The 22,759-nt window shown below is 61.9% G+C and carries 19 protein-coding genes; 15 read left to right on the top strand and 4 right to left on the bottom strand.

Features of this window, described 5'->3' with window-relative positions; all coding sequences use genetic code 11:
- Window positions 1-30 precede the first annotated feature (30 nt).
- On the bottom strand, window positions 31-1,893 hold the full coding sequence (locus ACO06O_RS09540) for an ABCB family ABC transporter ATP-binding protein/permease (RefSeq protein WP_421878736.1): 1,863 nt from the start codon (window positions 1,891-1,893) through the stop codon (window positions 31-33).
- Between the two features lie 160 nt (window positions 1,894-2,053).
- Between ACO06O_RS09540 and ACO06O_RS09535 the strand changes: the two genes are divergently transcribed.
- Window positions 2,054-2,887: a universal stress protein gene (locus ACO06O_RS09535; RefSeq protein ID WP_421878734.1), complete on the top strand. Its 834-nt coding sequence runs from the start codon at window positions 2,054-2,056 to the stop codon at window positions 2,885-2,887.
- Window positions 2,888-2,925: 38 nt separating this feature from the next.
- Here the strand turns inward: ACO06O_RS09535 and ACO06O_RS09530 are convergent, their stop codons facing one another.
- From ACO06O_RS09530 to ACO06O_RS09520, 3 genes are all read right to left on the bottom strand, one after another.
- Complete coding sequence (locus ACO06O_RS09530) at window positions 2,926-4,374, bottom strand: sodium:proton antiporter (protein ID WP_421878730.1); 1,449 nt, start codon at window positions 4,372-4,374, stop codon at window positions 2,926-2,928.
- 89 nt (window positions 4,375-4,463) lie between these two features.
- Window positions 4,464-5,738, bottom strand: a complete 1,275-nt coding sequence (locus tag ACO06O_RS09525; RefSeq protein WP_421878727.1) for an MFS transporter — start codon at window positions 5,736-5,738, stop codon at window positions 4,464-4,466.
- A gap of 70 nt (window positions 5,739-5,808) precedes the next feature.
- Window positions 5,809-6,321: a Panacea domain-containing protein gene (locus tag ACO06O_RS09520; protein WP_421878724.1), complete on the bottom strand. Its 513-nt coding sequence runs from the start codon at window positions 6,319-6,321 to the stop codon at window positions 5,809-5,811.
- A 110-nt stretch (window positions 6,322-6,431) separates the two neighbouring features.
- On the opposite strand from ACO06O_RS09520, the gene ACO06O_RS09515 reads away from it, so the two are divergent.
- From ACO06O_RS09515 to ACO06O_RS09450, 14 genes are all read left to right on the top strand, one after another.
- Window positions 6,432-7,181, top strand: coding sequence for an SRPBCC family protein (locus tag ACO06O_RS09515; RefSeq protein WP_421878720.1), 750 nt, complete (start codon window positions 6,432-6,434; stop codon window positions 7,179-7,181).
- 167 nt (window positions 7,182-7,348) lie between these two features.
- On the top strand, window positions 7,349-7,837 hold the full coding sequence (locus ACO06O_RS09510) for a (2Fe-2S)-binding protein (protein WP_421878717.1): 489 nt from the start codon (window positions 7,349-7,351) through the stop codon (window positions 7,835-7,837).
- A gap of 100 nt (window positions 7,838-7,937) precedes the next feature.
- Window positions 7,938-10,316, top strand: a complete 2,379-nt coding sequence (locus tag ACO06O_RS09505; protein ID WP_421878714.1) for a xanthine dehydrogenase family protein molybdopterin-binding subunit — start codon at window positions 7,938-7,940, stop codon at window positions 10,314-10,316.
- A 26-nt stretch (window positions 10,317-10,342) separates the two neighbouring features.
- The gene (locus ACO06O_RS09500; RefSeq protein ID WP_421878711.1) at window positions 10,343-11,131 is read left to right on the top strand and encodes an FAD binding domain-containing protein; all 789 of its coding nucleotides are present in this window, start codon (window positions 10,343-10,345) and stop codon (window positions 11,129-11,131) included.
- 116 nt (window positions 11,132-11,247) lie between these two features.
- A complete protein-coding gene (locus tag ACO06O_RS09495; protein ID WP_421878708.1) occupies window positions 11,248-12,087 on the top strand; it encodes a tetratricopeptide repeat protein in 840 nt (279 codons plus the stop codon).
- Complete coding sequence (locus ACO06O_RS09490; RefSeq protein WP_421878705.1) at window positions 12,084-14,996, top strand: intermembrane phospholipid transport protein YdbH family protein; 2,913 nt, start codon at window positions 12,084-12,086, stop codon at window positions 14,994-14,996. The genes ACO06O_RS09495 and ACO06O_RS09490 overlap by 4 nt, the downstream gene beginning before the upstream one ends.
- A gap of 91 nt (window positions 14,997-15,087) precedes the next feature.
- Complete coding sequence (locus ACO06O_RS09485; protein WP_420416681.1) at window positions 15,088-15,303, top strand: YnbE family lipoprotein; 216 nt, start codon at window positions 15,088-15,090, stop codon at window positions 15,301-15,303.
- A gap of 19 nt (window positions 15,304-15,322) precedes the next feature.
- Window positions 15,323-15,667, top strand: a complete 345-nt coding sequence (locus ACO06O_RS09480) for a YdbL family protein (RefSeq protein ID WP_420416680.1) — start codon at window positions 15,323-15,325, stop codon at window positions 15,665-15,667.
- Between the two features lie 168 nt (window positions 15,668-15,835).
- The gene (locus ACO06O_RS09475; RefSeq protein ID WP_421878701.1) at window positions 15,836-17,794 is read left to right on the top strand and encodes a cyclic nucleotide-binding domain-containing protein; all 1,959 of its coding nucleotides are present in this window, start codon (window positions 15,836-15,838) and stop codon (window positions 17,792-17,794) included.
- An 81-nt stretch (window positions 17,795-17,875) separates the two neighbouring features.
- Window positions 17,876-18,802, top strand: a complete 927-nt coding sequence (locus tag ACO06O_RS09470) for an AAA family ATPase (protein ID WP_420416678.1) — start codon at window positions 17,876-17,878, stop codon at window positions 18,800-18,802.
- The gene (locus tag ACO06O_RS09465; RefSeq protein WP_421878697.1) at window positions 18,799-20,067 is read left to right on the top strand and encodes a vWA domain-containing protein; all 1,269 of its coding nucleotides are present in this window, start codon (window positions 18,799-18,801) and stop codon (window positions 20,065-20,067) included. The genes ACO06O_RS09470 and ACO06O_RS09465 overlap by 4 nt, the downstream gene beginning before the upstream one ends.
- The gene (locus ACO06O_RS09460) at window positions 20,064-20,390 is read left to right on the top strand and encodes an XdhC family protein (protein ID WP_420416676.1); all 327 of its coding nucleotides are present in this window, start codon (window positions 20,064-20,066) and stop codon (window positions 20,388-20,390) included. The genes ACO06O_RS09465 and ACO06O_RS09460 overlap by 4 nt, the downstream gene beginning before the upstream one ends.
- Window position 20,391: 1 nt before the next feature.
- Entirely contained in the window at window positions 20,392-21,087 is a 696-nt protein-coding gene (locus tag ACO06O_RS09455; protein ID WP_421878694.1) for an XdhC family protein, read from the top strand.
- A complete protein-coding gene (locus tag ACO06O_RS09450; protein ID WP_421878691.1) occupies window positions 21,087-22,712 on the top strand; it encodes an NTP transferase domain-containing protein in 1,626 nt (541 codons plus the stop codon). The genes ACO06O_RS09455 and ACO06O_RS09450 overlap by 1 nt, the downstream gene beginning before the upstream one ends.
- Window positions 22,713-22,759 lie beyond the last annotated feature (47 nt).

Raw genomic sequence — 22,759 nt, 5'->3', positions numbered from 1 at the left:
GAACCCGGGCTTGGCAAGCCCCTGCCCCGGTCAGCCAGGAGACGGCGCGCTCAAGGCGACGCCATCGCCCTCTTCACCTTCCTGCTGACGGCGCCACATATCGGCATAGACGCCGCCGTCGGCCAGCAGCGTGGCATGGGTGCCACGCTCCGCGATCCGGCCTGATTCCAGGACGATGATCTCATCGGCGTCCACAACGGTGGACAGTCGGTGGGCGATGACCAGGGTCGTGCGCCCCTTGCTGACCTCGCGCAGGGATTTCTGGATCTCGCGCTCGGTCGCGGTGTCCAGGGCCGACGTCGCCTCGTCGAACAGCAGGATCTGCGGCGATTTCAGGATGGCGCGGGCGATGGCGACGCGTTGCTTCTCGCCGCCGGACAGTTTTAAGCCCCGTTCCCCGACCGTGGTCCGGTAGCCGTCCGGCAGGGATTCCACGAAATCGTGGATACGGGCCAGCCGCGCCGCCTCGCGGATTTCCTCCGGCGTCGCGCCGGGACGGCCATAGCCGATATTGTATTCGACCGTATCGTTGAACAGCACCGTGTCCTGCGGAACGATGCCGACCGCCGCACGCACGCTGTCCTGGGTCGCGTCGCGCAGATCGATGCCGTCGATCCGGACCGATCCGCCGCTGGGGTCGTAGAACCGGAACAGCAGCCGGCTGATTGTCGATTTCCCGGCGCCGGACGGCCCGACGATGGCCAGTGTCTTTCCAGGATCCACCGTGAAATCGACATCCTTCAGGATCGGGCGGCGCGGGTCATAGCCGAAATCGACATGGCTGAAGCTCAGTTTTCCTTCCGGTGCGCGCAAAGGCTGGGCGTCCGGCTTGTCCATCACTTCCTGCGGCACGTTCAGAAGTTGGAACATGTCCTCCATATCCGTCAGGCTCTGGCGAATCTGACGATAGACGAAACCCAGGAAGTTCAGCGGCAGGTACAGTTGGATCAGATAGGTGTTCACCAGCACGAAATCACCGAGCGTCATCGTCCCCGCGGCAACGCCGTTCGCGGCCATCAGCATCAGGACGACAAGACCCAGGGCGATGATGCCGCCCTGCCCGACATTCACGACCGACAGGCTGACGGTCGACCGCACGGCTGCGTTCTCATAGCGCTTTAGCGCGGAATCATAACGCTGAGCTTCGTGCCCTTCATTGCCGAAATATTTGACGGTCTCATAGTTGATCAGACTGTCGATCGCCTTGGTGTTGGCGTTCGTGTCGCTGTCGTTCATTTCGCGACGGAACTTCAGGCGCCATTCGGTCACGATCAGCGTGTATGCGATATAGCCGGCGATGGTCGCGAATGTGACCGCGGCAAAGGATATATCGAAGAGCCCCCAAAGGATGACGCAGACCAAGCCGATTTCCAGCAAGGTGGGGATGATATTGAACAGCATGAAGTTCAGGACGAATTCGATCCCTTTCACGCCGCGCTCGATGACTCGCGACAGGCCGCCGGTCTGTCGTTCCAGGTGGAACCGCAGGCTCAATGCGTGTAGGTGCTCGAAGGTTCGAAGCGCGACCGTGCGAATCGCTGTCTGAGCAACACGGGCAAAGAGCGCTTCCCGAATTTCCTGGAAGACCACGGCCAAAAGGCGGGTCAGACCGTAGCCGGCCAATAACGCGATCGGAATCGCCACGATCCCGGCAGTCATCGCCGCCCCTTCCGACCCCTGGATATCCAAGGCGTCCACGGCGCGCTTGTAGAAGATCGGCACCGTGACATTCGCGCCCTTGGCAAGCGCCAGGGCGATCATCGCGCCGACAACGCGGGTGCGGACATCGGTCCGTCCCGCCGGCCAGAGATAGGGCAGCATGGTGCGCAACGTTCGGAACTGAACGCCGCGACGGGCCTTTGCGTCGGGTTGGGAAGATGTATCTGCGGCCATTTGGAAATCTTAAAAGGAAACGACTTAGTTTACTTTAACATGGCGCATTGTTCTGCGAAAACAACGACGAATTTGCAAAGGGGCCAGAGCCGATTGCAAAGCGCCAAACCGGGCGATAGCCTTCCGCCCAGTGAAATCGTCGTTTTCGGGAGCCCCCGCCATGGCCATCAAAACCTTGCTCGTCCACCTAGCGCCGGACCCCGATTGCGAAAACCGGCTTAACGTGGCGGCGGGGCTGGCCAAGAAGCTTAACGCGCATCTCCTGGCGCTCTATGTGGCGACACCGGTGCATCTGCCGCCGGGGGCCGAAGGACGCGGTGCCTCCGCCCTTTATCTCCACGAAGCCCGCGAGAGCGCGCGCGAGAAATCCGTCGCGATCAAACAGTTGGTCGATGAAATTTGCCCCCGCGTGGGCGTTTCGTACGAATGGATCTATGGCGAGGAAGATCACCTCGATCAGTTGTTGAACGAAGTGCACCATGTCGATCTGACCGTTCTCAATCAGGTCAGCTTCGACAGCTTCGAAGACCGGCTGATGTATCAAATGCCGGAGAAGCTGGTTATCGGCGCCGGCGGTCCGGTCCTGGTCATTCCGAAAGGTACGAAGGCGTTCGATCTGGACGCCGTCGGGACGATCCTGGTCGCCTGGACCTATTCAAAAGAGGCCATCCGCGCCCTGCGCGATTCGCTGCCCATGCTGGCCAAGGCGAAGTCGGTTCACCTACTGACCTGCGGTACGGATCGGAATGTAACGTCAGAAACCGCGAAACCGGTCGTCGACTATCTGAATCGCCATGGGATTGAGGTGTCGCAAATCACCCAGGCCCAATCCGGTCATGCGGGTGAGGAAATCCTGCTGACGGCAGAGGCGGTGAAGGCCGAGATGGTGGTGATGGGCGCCTATGGGCACACATCCTTCCTGGATAAGCTGTTCGGGTCGGCCAGCCGATACGTGATCGGCCACAGCCATATCCCGCTGCTGATGTCCCACTGAGTGGTCGGCCGGATCCGAGATCCAGGCCGACCTTCAGGTCACAGGAAGAACAGGAACGTCACCACGACGAAGAGGGGCAGCAGGATCAGGCCCGACCAGGCCATGTATCCGAAGAAGCTGGGCATCGCGATGCCGCGTTCCTCAGCGATGGACCGGACCATGAAGTTGGGGGCATTGCCGATATAGGTGTTGGCCCCCATGAAGACGGCCCCGGCCGATATTGCCAGCAAGGTCGCGGCCATATCGGTCATCAGCAGTTCGGCATTGCCGCCGGCCGTATTGAAGAAGACCAGATAGGTCGGCGCATTATCCAGGAAACTGGACAGAATGCCGGTCGCCCAGAAATACATCGCATTGACCGGCTGCCCTTCATGGCTGACCAGCGACACAATGGGTTCCAGCGCGCCGTCGGTCCCGGCCTTCAGGATCGCGATCGCCGGAATGATCGTCATGAAGATGCCGGCAAACAGCTTGCCGACCTCCACGATCGGGAACCAACTGAAGCCATTGGCACGTCGGCTTTCGATCGATGTGATCTTCCAGGACAGGACCGCCAGCCCCAGCAGCAGCAGGTCTCGCACCACGTTCTGGAGCTGAATGTCGACATGGTACAGGTGGAACGCGATCCCCGGCTTCCAGACGCCGGACATCAAGACGGCGGCGATCACGCCGCCCAGCAGCAGGATATTCACCCCGCCTTCGATCCCCAACGGATGTGGCTTCTCATCCGAATTCGGCAGGCCGACCTGCGATCCGGCCTTACGTTCCTTCGCGAAGAGGATGCTGTCGGCAACGTAATACCCAACCAGCAACACGACGGAAACGCAGACCATCGGCAGGAACATATGCGTCGTCGGCCAGAAGAAAGAGACCCCCTTCAAAAAGCCCAGGAACAGGGGCGGGTCGCCCAAGGGCGTTAAGGATCCACCGATATTCGCCACAAGGAAGATGAAAAACACCATGGTGTGCACTTTGTGCTTCCGTTCCTCGTTGGCGCGGATCAGCGGCCGGATCAGCAACATGGCCGCCCCGGTCGTACCCATCCAACTGGCGATCACGGTACCGATCAGCAGGATGCCGGTGTTCACGGCCGGTGTACCGGCCAGATAGCCCTTTACCCGGACACCGCCTGCCACGGTGAACAACGACAGCAGCAGGATAATGAAGGGCAAATATTCCAGGAAGAGAACGTGAATGACCTCGAACAGCGCGAGCTCGAACCCGTAAACCAGGGTGAAGGGAACCAGGAACAACAGCGCCCAAACCGCTGAAATCTTACCGAAATTGTGGTGCCAGAAATGCGGTGCGACCAGCGGGAAAACTGCGATCGACAGCAACATGCCGACAAAAGGGACGACCCAGATCAGTCCCATCGACCCGCCGTCGAGATGCGGGGCACCAGGCCCCGCCGCCCAGGCGGATTGGGTTACTCCGATAAGGGCGAACAGCAGGGCCGAGACAACAACGGTGAAAGCGGTTCGGTTCATCGGTACGGTTTTTCCCAACAGAATCGACAGGACGGTTGTGAACCGCGCGGGCGCGGGCCCAACGTCCTTAATACCCCGATGCGGCAAGATCAAGGCGTGGTGGCCCCGCCCTCTCCGGCTTGATGTTCGGCATCCGGCGGCGGCGATGCCTCCGCCCGGGGATCGAGGTCGACCGCAACCGGCGTCGACTTCGGGACCGCCTGAAAACCTTCGGGCATCGGTTCCGCCCGGCCGGGCCGCTTGAGCATCCGCCATAGGATGAACACCGCGATTCCCGAATGGACCGAGGCCGTCCACCAGAACAACGCCTGATGGCCAAACGCGTCCATCAGCGCCGCCCCTGGCATCGCGCCAATCAGGGCACCGACACCGTACAGCAACAACAGGCCGCCACTGACCGACACAAATTCCTCCGGCTCGGCCTTGTCACCGGCATGGGCGACCAACATGGCATAGATCGACTGCGCAAAGGCGCCATAGACCGCAGCGATGCCGAGGATCAGATAGACCCCTTCGGAGAAAGACATGGCAAGTCCGAGGGCGCTGGCACCGAAGAAGCAGGCGACGATCGGAAAACGCCGGTCCACCCGGTCGGACAGCCAGCCGATCGGCCATTGCAAGACGGCATTACCGATGATGACAGAGGTGATCAGCATGCCGACCGTCTGGGTCGAAAGGCCGATTCCCTGCGCGAATAGGGGCGCCAGGCTCCAAAACGCCCCATTCGCGAGACCGACCCCCAGGCTGCCCAAGGTCGAAACCGGGGAGGTCGCATAGAGGCGCCGGAGATTGAGGCTGGCGGTGCGTAAGGGCGTCGGCGACGGCGAGGTCGTGATTGCGATCGGCACCAGGGACAGGCATATGATAATCGCAGCGACAAGGAACAAGGTTACTTCCTTTGCCGCGATGAACAGGAAGATCTGCTGGCTGAGCGCCTGCGCACCGATATAGACCAGCGTATAAATCGCCAGGACGCGGCCGCGATTGCCCTGCCCGGCTTTCTCGTTCAGCCAGCCTTCGACGATCATCAAGAGGCCCGATCCGGCCACGCCATATATGAATCGCAGCACGATCCACGGCGCGGGCTCCATGAACAGGGCGAACCCCAACGTCGTGCTGGCGGTGATCGCGGCAAGCGCGCCGAAAGCCCGGATATGGCCGACCCGCTGCACCAGCCAGGGCGTAAGACGGCAGCCGATGATGAAGCCGATAAAATAGCCGGTGCCCATCCCGCCGACGAAGATGGCGTCGAACCCTTCCTGCCCGGCGCGGACCGGCAGAAGCGTGGCCATCATTGTATTTCCGCCGTAGAGCAGAGCGATGCTGAGAAGGATGGCGGCGATGGACCCGTAAATACCGGGCATGGGGCAACTCCGACTGACGCGAAACGCGGGTTAGCCTAACCAATCCCGTCATGAACAACTAGAGTTTGGATCAGCGCCGGGCAACGGGTTTCGCGGTCGGAACCCATTTTTTCAGAATGCGTCCGTCCGACGTTTTTACCTGGCTTCCCATATCCGGCTTGGTCGTGAAATGCTTCGCGATGGTCTCGAAGGGAATCACCGTCCCCGGTTCCTTCCGGTAGGCCCGGCGGTAAACCTCGTTATGGCTCATCATCCGGTTCAGATAATCCGGTGAATGATGCCCGTATTTGCGCCATATCCGCGATAGGAAGTTCTCCGCCTCCGGCCGCATGCGGTTCTGGGCAATCTGCGGCCTGCTATCTTCAAAGATATGAAAGACCGTCGGTTCGGTCGGGCCGGTTTCGCTGGCGACGAAAGTTGCGGGCATCAGCATGCGACCGTGGTTTTCCGCCGCGTACAGCGCCTGCGCGATCCACAGAAGCCGCTGCAGCTTCTGGGCCGGCAGATGCTGGTCGTCCCGACGGCTTTGGTCGAACAGCCAAAGTGCGACGTCCAAAGTGGAACCGACAACCGGAACCGTCATAACCGTTATAACCCTCTCTCGATTTCCAAACGCGTTTCCTCTTGATATAGCAAGGCGGGTGCCACAGATCGAATGCGCCGCGCCGAAACCAAATTGGAAGGACCGCCGTCATGGATATGCAAGGCGAATACCGGATTCCTGCGTCCCGCGAAACCGTCTGGGATGCGTTGAACGATCCGGAGGTTCTGAAAGCCTGCATTGCCGGCTGCGAATCCCTGGAGCGGACGGAAGACGGTGGCTTCGAAGCCACGGTCAAAGCCAAGGTCGGCCCGGTCAAGGCGACCTTCAAGGGCGCCGTCCGGCTGGAAAACGTCAATCCGCCCGAAAGTTATACCATTGTCGGCGAAGGCAAAGGCGGCGCGGCCGGCTTTGCCAAGGGCGGCGCGGATGTGAAGCTGACCGAGGATGAAGGCGAGACCATCCTGAACTATACGGTCAATGCGCAGGTCGGCGGCAAGCTGGCCCAGATCGGCGCGCGCCTGGTCGATTCGACCGCCAAGAAATATGCGACCGATTTCTTCGAAAAATTCGTCGAGATCGTCAATGAACGCGAGGCGGCCGGCAAGGAAGCGGTTGTTACGGAAGACGATGCGCCCGCCCCGTCCCCTCAACTTGAGGCCGAGCAGGCGCCGCCGCCGCCCGAAGCCCCTGCAAGAGAATCGGCCGCCGATACTCCCCAGCCGACAATGACCGAGACGCGTGACGATATCGCCCGTGCGGCGATCGACGCCGTGGATGCAACCAAGGAGAAACGCAAGGGCATGTCGCCCTTTCAATGGATTCTTCTGTTGGTCGCCATCCTGGCCGGGCTGACGCTTCTGTTCGGCGGTGGCGGTCCGATGACGGGAACCGGCGGGTAACGGGCTACCGCCGCCCTTCACCGCCCCTGCTATCCGAAAAAGTCATAGGGAATTCACAAAACCCCTTCTCCGAGTACCCTTGACCCGGTTCCAAGGCCGCTCCAAACTCCCGGTCTGAGAAGGCAGCCTTGTCGAGGCTGTCCCGCCTGCACAGGGAGGATAAGCGCATGCCAACCGTTTCCATGACGGTCAACGGCAAGCAGATGTCCGGCGACGTAGAGTCCCGCACGCTGCTCGCTCAATTCATTCGCGAGACTTTGGATCTGACCGGAACCCATATCGGCTGCGATACCAGCCAATGCGGTGCCTGCGTCGTACACGTCAACGGCGATTCCGTGAAGTCCTGCACCATGCTGGCCCTTGAGGCCGACGGCGCGGATGTGACGACCATCGAAGGGCTGGCCCAGGATGGGGACGACCTGCATCCGATGCAGGAAGCATTCCGCGACAATCACGGCCTGCAATGCGGGTTCTGCACGCCGGGCATGGTGATGAGCGCCATCGATCTGGTGAAGACCAATCCGAACCCCAGCGAACACGAAATCCGGGAATGGCTGGAAGGCAACATCTGCCGCTGCACCGGATACCACAACATCGTGAAGTCGATCGCCGCGGGCGCTGCCGCCATGCGCGGCGAAAAGGCGGCTGCCGAGTAAGGCGCCGTCATTTTCGTATCCACGCGCGCAGAGGCCGGACGCATCGGACGTCGAACAGAAGCCTCGCGCGGCAACAGGGACTTCATTCGGGAGAAACGTCATGAGTGCTACCGGAATCGGTGCCGCGGTAAAGCGTAAGGAGGATTTCCGTTTCCTCACAGGCCGCGGCAATTACACGGACGATATCAATCAGCCGGGCCAGACCTACGCCTATATCCTGCGCAGCCCGCATGCCCACGCGAAGATCAACGGGATCAACACGGATGCGGCCAAGGCGGCCAAGGGCGTGCTGGCTGTTTTCACCGGCGAAGACATGGCCGGTGTCGGCGGTATTCCCTGCGGCTGGGGCGTCAATAACAAGGACGGCAGTCCGATGAATGAGCCGCCGCATCCGGCGCTTGCTATCGGAAAGGTCCGGCATGTCGGCGATCAAGTGGCGGTCGTGGTCGCGGAAAGCTACGCCAAGGCGAAAGACGCGGCAGAGCTGATCGAAGTCGATTATACCGAATTGCCCGCCGTCGCGCATATGGAGGCCGCACTGGCCGCCGGTGCGCCGCTGGTTCATGACGACGCCGCGCCCGGCAACCTCTGCTATGACTGGGAACTGGGCGACGAAGCCGAAGTCGATGCGGAGTTCAAGAACGCCGCCCATGTCGTTTCCATCGACCTGACCAACAACCGTCTGGTCCCGAACGCGATGGAACCGCGCGCAGCGATCGGCGATTATAACAAGGGTACGGGCGAATACACGCTCTACACCACCAGCCAGAATCCGCATGTGATTCGGCTGCTGATGGGCGCATTCGTCCTGCAAATCCCGGAACACAAGCTGCGTGTGGTTGCCCCGGATGTGGGCGGTGGTTTCGGCTCCAAGATCTATCACTATGCCGAGGAAGCCATTGTCACCTGGGCGGCGGGCAAGGTACGCCGGCCGATCAAATGGGTCGCCGAACGCTCCGAAAGCTTCCTGTCGGACGCCCATGGCCGGGACCACATTTCTCATGCCGACCTGGCAATCGACGCCGATGGCAAGTTCCTGGCGCTGAAGGTATACACCAAGGCGAATATGGGCGCCTATCTGTCCACCTTCTCGACCTGCGTGCCGACCTATCTCTATGCGACGCTGCTGGCCGGTGTTTATACGACCCCGAAGATCTATGCCAATGTGAAGGCGATCTTCACCAATACCGTCCCCGTTGACGCCTATCGCGGCGCCGGCCGGCCGGAAGCGACCTATCTGCTGGAACGTCTGGTTTCCAAGGCCGCGCGTCAGCTTGGCATGGATCAGGTCGATATCCGCCGCAAGAACTTCATTCCGGCGGACGCCTTCCCCTATCAGACGCCGGTCGCCCTGCAATATGACAGCGGCGATTACGAGGCGACCCTGAAAAAAGCGATGGAACTGGCCGACTGGAACGGGTTCCCGGCCCGCAAGGCGGAAGCTGCCGGTCGCGGCAAGCTGCGCGGCATCGGTATTTCGACCTATCTGGAAGCGTGCGGCATCGCCCCGTCGGCGGTCGTCGGGTCCCTGGGGGCCCGTGCCGGCCTGTTTGAAAGCGCCAATGTCCGCGTCCATCCGACGGGATCGGTGACGATCTATACCGGGTCGCACAGCCACGGCCAGGGGCACGAGACGACGTTTGCCCAGTTGGTGTCCGAAACGCTGGGCATTCCGATCGATAATGTGACCATCGATCATGGCGACACCAACCGTATCGCCTTTGGAATGGGCACCTATGGGTCCCGGTCCCTGGCGGTCGGCGGCGAAGCCATCATGAAGGCGCTCGGCAAGGTCGTCGACAAGGCCAGCAAGATCGCCGCGCATCTGATGGAAGCCTCGCCGGAAGACGTGGAGTTCAAGGACGGCAAGTTCACCGTCGCCGGTACCGACAAAGAGGTCGATTTCGGCACGGTGGCGCTCACGGCCTATGTCCCGCACAACTATCCGCATGAGACGCTGGAGCCGGGCCTTGAGGAGAACGCCTTCTACGATCCGATGAACTTCACCTATCCCGGCGGATGTCATATCTGCGAGGTGGAGATCGACCCGGATACCGGCGTGACCCAGGTGGTGAACATGACCGCTGTGGACGATGTCGGACGGGTTATCAATCCGATGATCGTTGAAGGCCAGATCCATGGCGGTCTCGCCCAGGGGATTGGTCAGGCCTTGCTGGAATCCTGTGAATACGACGAAAGCGGGCAGCTGATCTCCGGCTCCTACATGGATTACTGCATGCCGCGGGCCGACAATTTCCCCGGCTTCCAGGCCACGACCGAAAGCACGCTGTGTGCCCATAACTCCCTTGGGGTGAAGGGCTGCGGCGAAGTCGGTGCCATCGGGTCTCCGCCGGCGGTGATCAACGCGGTTCTCGACGCCTTGGCGGACCGGGGGGTGGAAGACATCTCCATGCCCGCAACGCCGCAGAAGATTTGGCAAGCGATCCAATCCGCCAGTGTCCCGGCCGCGGCCGAGTGATGGGCGGGGGATGAAAGGATAAGACAATGTACGACTTCTCGTATCATACGCCATCGACCGTCGCCGACGCGGCAGCGGCCATGTCGGGCGCCGACGACGGCAAGATCCTGGCCGGCGGCCAGACCCTTCTGCCGACCATGAAGCAAAGGCTCGCCTCACCCAGCGATGTCGTATCGCTGCGCGGTTGCCGCGATCTGGTCGGAATCGCCTCGGACGGCTCGACCGTCACCATCGGGGCGATGACGACGCATGGGGCCGTCGCGGCCTCTGCCGACGTCAAGGCGGCAATCCCTGCCCTCGCGGCGCTTGCCGGCGGGATCGGCGATCCGCAGGTGCGCAACCGGGGAACGATCGGCGGGTCGCTGGCCAACAACGATCCGGCGGCGGATTACCCGGCGGCGGTTCTCGGTCTCGGGGCCACCGTCGTGACGACCAAACGCGAGCTGGCGGCGGAAGACTTCTTCCAGGGTCTGTTTGAAACCGCCCTGGAAGAAGACGAAATTATCACCGCCATCCGCTTCCCGGTACCGAAGTCGGCCGCCTATGTGAAGTTCGACAACCCGGCATCGCGCTATGCCCTGGTGGGTGTTTTCGTGGCGCATACCAGTGGCGGCGTCCGCGTTGCCGTCACCGGCGCCGGTCAAGATGGCGTCTTCCGGGCGGACGGGATCGAGGCCCAGATTTCCGCCGGACAGACCCCGGACAGCAGCTCAATTGACGAGGGCGGACTGAACACCGACATCCACGCGTCCGCTGCCTACCGGAAACACCTGATCGGCGTCATGGCCAAACGCGCTGCGGCCGCCGCTTCCTGACGCCGGTTCTCCCGGTTAACGTTTCGGAGGGACCCGCCCATTGTGGCGGGTCCCTTTTCTTTTCGCGCGCGTCTGGGCAAACTAATGCCGCTACGGAGGAATTGGGATTTGCGGCCATGGCCCTGCGGTTTCTGACGATCCTCGCGGTCCTCGCGATACTGACGCCGCCGGCGAGCGCTCAGGATTTCCAGGAGATGGAAACCGTTTGCACCGACGGCACCCGCGACGCCGAGACGCGATCGCGGGCCTGCACGACCCTGATCGACGGCGCCGCGTTCACAGATCTGTCGGACTATGCCCGCACCCATCTCAATCGCGCGGATGCGCGGCAGGCCGTGGGTGATCTGCAAGGTGCCCTGACCGATTTGGACACCACACTGGATTACGACCCCTACAGCTTTCAGGCCTATATGGTCCGGGGTGATGTGCTGCTGCGGCTGGAGGAGCCCTATCGCGCAATCGCGGATTTCAGCGTCGCGGCGGGCCTGAACCCGCTTTCCGCGATTCCCTACGCCCGGCGCGGATTGGCGCTCTATGCCCATCGGGAATACGCGTCCGCGATTCAGGACCTGGAGACCGCCCTTAGTTACGATGCGGACCATGCCGAGGCGCGGCGGACGCTGGCCTGGATTCTGGCAACGGCCCCGGATGAGGGCCTTCGCGACGGTGCCCGCGCGGCAGAACTGCTGGACGATGTCGACCGGAACGACCCCCAGACCATCCTGGTCGAGGCAGCGGTCCTGGCCGAGTCCGGCGACATTACGGGTGCCTTGGCCCGTTACAAGGAAATTGCAGGTGGCAACGAAGCGGCGACCAAGCGCTTTCAGACCTATCTTCAATCATCCGGATATTTCAACGGATCGATCGATGGCCAGTTCGACCCGGCACTGGAAGCGGCGCTAACCAAGTGCCTGGAAGAAGGTTGCCGGATCGGCGCACCACGCGCTTCGCCATGACGGAGCCCGAGCCGAGTACCCTGAACGCCGAAGAACGCCCGCCACAGGAATCGGCCCGCACCGAACGACTGTACACCGCCCTGATAGCCAAATGGTTGCTATTCGCGATTCTGGGAATTCTGATCGTTCTCGGATCGGCATGGCCGTTCCGGGTCGATCTCCTGAACCGTTTTGGGCCTGAGACGGTCCGCTACCTCCTCGACATTCCGGTCACTTTCACGGTCACACGGGCGGATTTCGACCGAATTGAAGTGAACGATATCGCCATTGCCGGCGGACCGGCGGCCCGAACGGTTTCGGTGGCCTTGGCGATGAACGCGTCGTCGACGCCAATCCTGCAGCGCGTTCAAGTCGATGGATTGCGTTTGAATGCCTCCGCCGGGGAACAAGGATTGGCCATAGACGGTTTTGCTTTACAGGCAGCGGATGACACGGGCGGCGACATCTCGGTACCCGTTCATGAACTGGTCCTGACGGATTTGCAGGTAGAAATCGAAAGCCCGCTTGGGACAAGTCGGATCGTCGGGGATGTCGACCTTACCTTCCCCGCAGCGCCGGGCCTCTTTCCGGTCACGGGACGCGTACGATTGGAGGACCGGGTTTCCCAAAGCGCGCTCCTGGCCGAGTTTCGTTCCAACGCGGATAGCGTCACCGCCAGCGGGACTGCGGACCTGTCGTTAGGTCATTGGCTTCCTTTGGCGCCGCAAATCATCGCTGCGCAAGGCCGGGCGACGGCACGTTTCGATCTGGCGATGCTAGGGCAAACGGCCAGTCTCACGCCTGGCCTGCTCAGCGGCGGCCTGGAACTGGCCTGGACAGGCGCGCGCCTGTCGCCAAAGGACTATCCGAACCTTGTTCTGGCCGACGGTCTAGTCGAAATGCGGACCGATGGCGAAGCCCTTGCGATCCGAATGCCGCAATCGATCGAAATCGGCGCCGCGCGGGTTCCGGACGACCTTCTTGCCCTGATCCCCGACCATCTGCTCCCCTATCTGACCGGTGCGCCGCAAATGGTCCTGGATGGAAATTCGGATGCTGCCGCCGTCATCTTGCGCCCGGAGCCCGGCGGCGGCGCCCGGCTGGACTTCGACATGACGACGGCAGTGACTGTGGGTCCGATCGCCGCGGAGATCGAACCGGTATCCATGACACTGGGCCGGAACTGGTCACCGACATTGGTGTTTCTGCGACGAGCCGGGTTGTCCGTGCTGCGCGGCGTCGACCTGCCCCGGGATCTGGCGGTGCATCTGGAACTGGGCGCTGCGGAACTGGATGTCGCCAGCCTTCTGACCGGCGAAATCCCCCGGATGGAGATACCTTACCGCCTGGAGGGAACCTTAACCGGTACAATATGGGATCCGATCTGGGTGCGTCAGGCGACCGTCCGGGGAGAAGGCCTTGCCAGCATCTCTCAAGGCATGGCCCGCATAGCAGTGACCGTTGAACCGGGTGGCCAGATCAGGGCGGACGGCCTTACCGGAACGGGCGATTTGCGACTGTCTCCCAATCTACGGCTTGATGTCGCCGGACGCGACCCGTTGCGGATTTCCGCCAATTTCGACGATCCAGAGGGGTCGCTCGCCGTCGCGGGCACTTTTCGGATCGGCGAAATGAGCGTCGCCTTACCGTCGGACGACGGCTCGACGCCGTCCCTCGTTTTCGGCCGCCAACCTGCCTCGGTGACTTACACATCCGGCGCCTTGGGGCTCGCCCTGGGACCGGTGGATATCCAGTCACCGGATCTCGACTTGGCCGCTAACCGGACAGTGTTACGGGCCCAATGGCGTGGCGAGACGGGATCGCTTTCGGTGCAAAGCGCGGAACTGATCAGTCAGGGCCGCCCCTTCGCAACGGGCGCCGCCTCCGCGTCCTTCAGCGTCTCAATCGGCAAGGATGGGACGATTGCGGCGGATGGTCCGATATCAATCGCGGGCGGCGCCATTGCCGCGCAGGCCGACTTTGTTCATTCGGGCCGATCAGGCGGACCCACTACCCTAAAGGTGTCGACGGAACCGGTTCGGTTCGGTCCCGACGGCAGGAATTTGAGCGATTTTCTGCCGGCATTCATGGCGATCCGATTGCCGGTCATACCCGACTTGGACGGCACGGTTTCCGCGTCTCTCGATGCGGTAATTCAGGAAGGAGCCATGTCCGGTGAACTGGCTGTTGACCTGACCGATCTGGCCGTTGAAACGCCGGACGGTGATATCCGTGGACTGAATGGACCGATCCTTTTCGATCTCGGGCGATTTCCGGCGACCAAGGGAATGACGCAGTTTTCCGCGACCGCGCGCATGCCGGGCCTGGGTTCCGTGCCGGTCGCCGCCAGTTTCACGATAACGCCCGATGCCGCGATCGCCATTCACAATGCCGAGCTATCGGTTTTTGGCGGATCGATCGCATTGATCGATGCCGTCGCGGATCCGTCCGCCACGAGCCTGAATGGGACAATCCGGATGCGCCGTATTTCCCTGCGCGACGCAATCGATCTGATCGACATAGAAGGCGTCGAAGCCACGGGCCAGGTGTCCGGTCTGTTGCCGATCCGCGTAACGTCCGGCGACGCCATTATTCAGGGCGGCAGTGTCGGCGCGGAGGGCGGCGGGGTGTTGAAGATCGACAACCCATCCGTCAATCAGGCCCTGGCCAGCGACGAAGAGACCGTCCAGATGATGACCGATGTCTTGAAGGATTTTCATTATGACAGTCTCAACGCGGAGGTCGACCTGCCCCCCGGCCAGGACGGCAAGATTCTGCTAAGTCTCGGCGGTCGGAATCCAGCGGTCCTGAACGGTCACCCTTTCCGTCTGAACATCGCACTGGAAAGCGACTTTCGGAAACTTTTCAGTATCTTGCGTGATGTGTTGGACCTGTCGTCTACAATTCTCGGGCGACGGGGGAATGGGTAACGAATCTTCAATATTGCTTTCGGAACCTGAATTTCCCGCCTAGTCTTTCAATAGTCGGGCGGACACACTCCGCCTCACCCGCGACAGAAAGGTGCCGACCTCCGTGTGTGGACTTGATCGAAAATCGTTTTGGCGCATCGCCGTTCTGTTCGGTGCGGTTGCGATTTCCGCCTGCACGCCCAAAGTCCAAGTGGAAGCACCGCGCGAGCCGATCACCATCAACTTGAATGTTAAATTGGACGCGGATGTCCGTCTGCGGCTAATCGAAGAGGCAAATGATGACGTCGATTCGAACCCGATTTTCTAAACAGCGTTCAGCTGTGGATATGCCCGACCGTCGGCGGCTGCTCCTGGCGGCGGCCGGTTTGACGGCGGGTGCCTTGCTGCTGCCGACGCGGGTCTGGGCCGCCGACCCCCTGGATGCGCCGCGTTCTATCGGGACGGTCGGGGAACGACATGACGGTTATGCCGTCGCCCGCGATGGCGCGACATCGGAGACGCAACAGTTGGTGAACAACATCAACCAGAAGCGTCAGGCCTTCTACAAATCCAAGGCCGATGAGCAGGGCGTATCGATATCGGCTGTTCAGGAAATCTATGCCAAGGCGATCTTCGACAAGGCGCCATCCGGCTGGTGGTTCCTGACCCCCGGTGGTTGGAAACAGAAGTAACCTGCCCAATCCCAGTTAAGCCCCGGCGCAAGATAGATAAAATCCCGACTAGCTTCGCTACACTTTCACCCAGCGATGGCATACCCTTTGCCCTTGATCGGCTTGGTTAGGGGTACCTATCGGTTCATCTGAAACGGTTGGACCGTTACGGTTAGGGGAGCTTTCGCCTTGGAGGGTGAGCTTAGAAATCTCGGTGACGGGGAAATTGTCTTTCGTCAGGACGAACCGAGTGATTTTGCGTGTCTGATCGATTCCGGCGAGGTCGAGGTCTTCATGGAGTCGGCCGAAGGCGAAATCGCCATCGCGCTGCTGGGGCCGGGTGAAATGCTGGGCGAAATGGGTGTCATCGACGGTCGTCCCCGATCCGCCTCTGCCCGCGCCAAAGGCCAGGTCAGCCTAAGAGAGTTTCAGGCCCAGACTTTTCTGGACCAGATCAGCGTCGACCCCAAATTCGCATCCGACATCATGACCGTCTTGGTCACACGGCTGCGCAAGACCACAGCCATTGTCGAGGGTGTGCCGAAGACCAAACCGGTCACTCCGGCGGAATCCAGCGGGAGCACGACGCCGGGAGCCTGCACCGTGAATCAGCCCTCCGCCGGCTCTGCGCGTCCGGATGCCGAATCGGCGGCCAGTCGGACGGCCCCTGTGCCCGGTTCCGGTGGTCCGGCGGGGAAACCGGCAGAGAAATCCGCAAAGCCCGTGTCCGGTGCCCCGTCGCCGAAACCCCTTAAGAAACTGGAAGTTTCGACAGACGCTTCCATGGGCGGGCCGCAGCGGGCCGACAAGCCGATCGGCATGGAGGATTCGGAAACCCCAGGCGTGTCCGGCAATCTGCCGCGCGTGCTGATCGGGCCGTTGCTGGGCGATCCGCAAGGTATCTGTTTTGAGGCGTTGAAAACGTGGCTGGACCGGGCGGACAGTTTCGTTTCGATCACTTGGGCGGACGAAAGGATGGCGGAGCCGGGACTATCCTGGGATTCACGCATCTCTCAGGCGCGCCGGTCGATTGCGGAGGCTGGGGCGGCTCTGGCCCTGATTGGCGCGGTGCAAAGCCCGGAGAACCCGCGCCTGATCGAATTGGCGGTCGTTACACCCTGGCCGGACGAGGAAGCCCGCGTCGGCGGCTTCTCCGTCCATGACCGGTTCTTCGTGCCGATAGACGCCAGCAACGAGACCCTGACGTACTGCCACGCGTTAATCCGTGCCGCCATTCCAGGCCGCGCACAGGGACTGTTTGAGGCGTTGGAACGCGACCTGCCGCTCGACCTGCCTCGCGCCAGAACCGCCGGTGTGCTGAATGAGCATCGGCTGTCCAATCAGGCAATTGGCCGACAGTTGGTTTCCTTCGGCAACGCGATCGCAAGAGCCGCGCTGCTGGAACAGGGAACAAACGCGTTGGACGATGCGGCGGAAGCCTATCGGGAAGCGATCAAATTCATGCCCCGCGAGGATGCACTGGGCCGCGGCATGGCCTTTCTGCATCTGGCGCTTGTCCTCAACGCAAAAGCTGAACGGGCCGAAAGTCTGCCGGACCGAATGCTGGCACGGGATGCTGTCGCGCAGGCGGCAAAGCATTTCGACGGGAAGAAGCACACATATCAGTACCTCACGGCCCACGCGCGCCACGGCGCGATCCTGTATCGCTGCGCCTTGGAAACCGCCGATCTGGACGCCTGCAAACAAGGTGTCGAGGCGTTTAACCGAGCGCTTGCGGTTTGCGACAAGCGGGTCATGCAGGACCCCTGGGCGGACACGATGAACGGATTGGGACAGATCTTGATCCTGCTGGGCCGCCTGGCAAAGAACACCGAGTTTCTGACTTGGGCGTCACAGGTCTGCCGCAACGCGATGGAAATCCGCAACCGGGAACACAATCCGCTGGGATGGGCCAGGACACAGAACAACCGGGCGACGGCGCTCTATTTGCTGGGCCGTGCGGAAGGACAGCCGGCGCTTTTGAAAGATTCGATAGAGGCCTTCTCTGCGGCGGCGGCGGTATTTCAGACCTATCGGGCAAAGACTTTGGCCGACACCGCCAAGCGCAACCGCAAACATGCCGAAGGCGCCTTGGACCGGGTCCAATCCGGCAAGATGACCAAGGACGCGGAATGGTGGGCCGGATAACTTGCCGCCCGCAAATCGGTTGAGGCCACCGGGGCTCGCGCTATATCGTGCGGTAAACCCACACCGTAAGAAAGAGGCCGCATGACCTCCCTTCCCGACTCCGTCGACGACACACTTTCCTTGCTGGCAACCGGCAGCTATGTGGCCGACCGCTCGCTGGCCACCGCCCTGTTCCTGTCCTTGAAGTTGAACCGGCCGCTGTTTCTCGAAGGCGAGGCCGGGACTGGCAAGACCGAGATTGCGAAGGTTCTGTCCCGAACGCTCGACCGACCGCTAATCCGGTTGCAATGCTATGAGGGTCTGGATGTTTCGTCGGCGGTCTATGAATGGAATTACGGCCGTCAGATGATGGAAATCCGGTTGTCGGAAGCCTCCGGAAACAGTGACCGTCAGTCCATGGAAGACACGCTGTTTTCCGAAAAGTTCCTGATCAAACGTCCGATCCTGCAGGCTTTGGAAAGCGCACAATCCGGCAAGCCGCCGGTCCTGCTGATCGACGAGTTGGACCGGACCGACGAACCCTTCGAGGCCTTCCTGCTGGAGGTGCTGTCGGATTTCCAGGTCACGGTCCCCGAACTGGGCACGATCAAGGCGGAGGAACCGCCACTGGTCGTGCTGACATCGAACCGGACGCGCGAAATCCACGACGCGATCAAGCGTCGCTGTTTCTATTACTGGGTCGACTATCCCGATGCGGCGCGGGAATTGGAAATTCTCGCGATCAAGGCGCCGCAGGCGCCGACGGAACTGTCCCGTCAGATCGTCGCCTTCGTTCAGAAAATCCGAACCCTGGACCTTTTCAAACTGCCGGGCGTGGCGGAAACCATCGACTGGGCTCAGGCCCTGACACAGTTGGACCGCCTGGCCCTGGACCCGGATACGATCAACGATACGTTGGGCGCGCTGCTGAAGTATCAGGACGACATCGCCAAGCTGCGCGGATCGGAAGCGGCCCGTATCCTCGAAGAAGCCAAGGCTGAGCTGGCCCGGGAAGGCGCTGCGGCGTGACCGGAACCCGCGATCCCGGCCAGTCCCAACCGGCGGCCAACCTTGTGGTTGGCCAGGCCGACGGTGGGCGATTGGCGGAAAACATCATGCATTTCGCGCGTGTCCTGCGGGCGGCGGGCCTGCCGGTCGGGCCGGGCAAGGTCATGGCGGCGTTGGAAGCCGTCGCGGCGGTCGGCGTCGACAATCGCAAGGATTTCTACTGGACCCTGCATTCGGTCTTCGTGAACCGTCGCGATCATCGCGACCTGTTCGACCAGGCTTTCCATTTTTTCTGGCGCAATCCGAACCTGCTGGAAAAGGCTATGGCGATGATGCTGCCCGCCATGAAGGGGGAGCAGGAAGCGCCGAAACAGGAAATGGCAACGCGCCTGGCCGAGGCCTTGGCGAAGGAATCCCCTCCCGGTGGCACGGATGAGGACGATGGCGAGGATGATGAATTCGACATCGACGCCTCGCTGACCTTTTCCAAACGCGAAGTTCTGGCCGAAAAGGACTTCGAGAAAATGACCGGGGCCGAATTGGACGCCGCCCGCAAGGCCATCCGGCGCATGCGCCTGGCCTTCACGCCGGTCCCGACCCGGCGGTTCCGGCCCGATCCCAATGGGCGCCGGACGGATTTGCGCGCCACTTTGCGCCGCGCCGCGAGAACCGGAGGCGATCTCGGGAAACTCGCGATGCGCAAGCGCCGCCGCCGCGTCCCGCCCTTGGTCATTCTGTGCGACATTTCCGGATCCATGGACCGCTATGCCCGGATGATGCTGCATTTCATCCACACGGTGACGAATGACAGGGATCGCGTGCAGAGCTTCCTGTTTGGCACCCGCCTGACCAATGTCACCAGAACGATGCGCCGCAAGGACCCCGACATTGCCGTCGATCAATGTGCGTCCCTGGTCGAAGACTGGGCGGGCGGCACCCGGATCGGTGTGACCTTGGAGGAATTCAACCGGGTCTGGTCGCGCCGGGTCATGACACAGGGTCCCATCGTTCTGTTGATCTCTGACGGGTTGGATCGGGACGGCGCGGCGGGGTTGGCGCAGGAAATGGAAAGGCTTCAAAAATCCTGCAGGCAGCTTATCTGGTTGAATCCCCTATTGCGCTGGGACGGTTATCAACCCAAGGCCAGCGGCGCGCGGGTCATGATCGATCACGTCGACAGTTTCCGTCCGATCCACAATCTGGACAGCCTGTCGCAACTGGCGGATGCTCTGTGCCGCGACCCAGGGCCCCGCGCCCCTTCGGGATGGAAGGACCAAGCCGCATGACGACCAGCATCAACGACCCGCTTCAAGCGGCCAAATCCTGGCAGGACGACGGTCTCGCCGTTGCGATTGCAACCGTCGTCGAAACATGGGGCTCCTCCCCGCGCCCGGCCGGCAGCCAGTTGGCGGTAAATGAGAAGGCCGAATTCGAAGGTTCCGTCTCCGGCGGTTGCATCGAAGGGGCGGTGGTGACCGAAGCCCTCGACGTGATGGAAAGCGGTGTGCCGAAGCTCATGGAATTTGGCGTTTCCGACGCAATGGCCTGGGAAGTCGGCCTGGCCTGCGGCGGCACCGTCCGGGTCTTTGTCGAAAAGCTGGAGCACTGACGTGAAACGCGACCTTCTGGATCGCCTGGACACTTTGCGGGCGGAAGGCCAGGCCGTCGTGCTCGCGACACGAATTGCGGACGGTACGCAAGGTTTGATCCATGACGGCCGGGTTGTCGCTGGCAACCTTCCGGTAAGCGAAACGCTGCTCGCGGCGGCGGAATCCGCGCTGCGCCGGGACAAGTCTGGCCCCGCAGAAGACGGTCTGTTCATCCAGGTCTTCAACCCGCCGCTTCGGATGATCCTGATCGGCGCGGTCCATATCTCGCAAAACCTCGCGCCCATGGCAGCGATGGCGGGCTATGCCGTCACGATCATCGATCCGCGCGGCGCCTGGGCCAGCCAGTCGCGGTTTCCGGATATCGACGTCGTTCAGGATTGGCCGGAAGAAGTCATGACACGGCTGGCGCCCGACCGCAGGACGGCCGTCGTCGCGCTGACCCACGATCCGAAGCTGGACGACCCGGCATTGGCGGTTGCCCTGCAATCGGATACCTTCTATGTCGGCGCATTGGGCAGTAAGAAGACAGCGGCCGCGCGGGCCGTTCGGCTTCGGGAGAGCGGGGTCGAACCGGATGCAATCGACCGGATTGACGGCCCCATCGGACTGGATATCGGCGCGGTATCCCCGGCGGAAATCGCCATCGCCATCCTGGGCAAGGTGACCCTGACCTTGCGGGGGCCAAAGGGGCGCTGATGGATTTCGGACCGGTTCCATCCGGCACCGCCGCAGGTGCGATCCTGGCCCATTCGATGGATGCGGGCGGGAAGCGACTGAAAAAAGGCCGCATTCTGTCGTCCGAGGATTGCGACACTTTGGTGGCCGCCGGGATTGCCCAGGTCACCGTTTGTCGCCTTGCCAATGGCGACATTCATGAAGACGAAGCGGCCGACCGCCTGGCCGTAGCCGCCACCGGCCCTGGCATGACGTGCAGCGCGGCCTTCACGGGCCGGGTCAACATGATAGCCGACGCGCCCGGCATTCTTTCCTATGATCCCGCGGCCCTAACCGCACTGAACCGGATCGACGAGGGAATCACCCTTGCGGCGCTGCCGCCCTTCAGCCGTGTTGCGGCCCGTCAGATGGTCGCGACGGCCAAGATCATTCCGTTTGGCGTTCCGGTCGAGGCGCTGAAGGCCGCCCTGCCCGCCCAGCCCATATTAACGTTGCACCCGTTCCGTCCGGTGTCGCTGGCTTTGATCCAGACCGTGTTGCCGGGGCTGAAACCCACCATTCTCGATAAGACGGAGCGGGTTATGGCAGACCGGTCCCGGTCCCTCGGCGCCAGCCTGTCGGCATCGACCCGGTGCAATCACGATGCCCGCAGCCTCGCCGCCGCCCTATCCACCGCCGCCGCCGAAGGTCCCGCCGCCATCACGATTGTCGGTGCCTCAGCCATCGTCGACCGCCGCGACGTCATTCCCGCGGCAATTGAGGCGGCGGGCGGGACAGTCCTGCATTTCGGCATGCCGGTCGACCCCGGAAACCTCCTGCTTTTTGGCGATGTCGCTGGAGTTCCGGTGATTGGCGCACCGGGTTGTGTCCGATCCCCCAAGCCGAATGGTTATGACTGGGTCCTGGAGCGACTGGTCGCCGGACTGGCCATCGACGGTTTCGCCATCATGGATATGGGGGCGGGCGGGTTTCTGAAGGAGATCCCGACCCGTCCCCTGCCCCGCGCGGAAGCCGATCCAACCCCGTCCGTTACCACCGCGCCTAAGATCGCGGGCGTTCTCCTGGCGGCCGGACAATCGCGGCGCATGGGTCCCGCCAACAAGCTTTTGGAGGAACTGGACGGCAAATGCCTGGTTCGGCATGTCGCCGAGACCCTTCTGTCGTCGGGAACATCTCAAGCTACGGCGGTAACCGGTCATGAAGCCGACCGCATTCGGGAGGTTCTGGGCGACCTGGACCTGTCATTTGTCGATAACCCGGATTTCGCCAAGGGTCTGGCGGAGACCGTGAAACGGGGTATCGCCGCCTTGCCGCAGGACGCCGACGGCGCGTTGATCTGTCTGGGTGACATGCCGCGGGTAAAGCTATCCACCATGCGCAAGCTTCTGGCCGCATTCGACCCCGTCGAAGGGCGGTCGATCTGCGTTCCGGTCTACAATGGAAAGCGCGGCAACCCAGTGCTCTTGGCCCGCCGTTTCTTTGCCGAGATCATGGAACTGTCGGGCGATACCGGCGCCAAGGCGTTAATCGCGGCCTATGAGGATCAAGTCGCCGAAGTGCCTGTCGACGATCCCGGCATCTTTCTCGATCTCGATACGCCCGAAGCTTTGGCGCACGCGCGTGCCGGTGTCGAATTCAAGGGTTGAGCCGAAACAAAAACCAGTGTCATAGTCGCGGCGACGTTTATGTCTGA

The sequence above is a fragment of the Pacificispira sp. genome (genome assembly GCF_965228185.1).
GTDB lineage: Bacteria > Pseudomonadota > Alphaproteobacteria > UBA8366 > Aestuariispiraceae > Pacificispira.
This window is presented reverse-complemented; position numbering and strand designations above follow the sequence as displayed.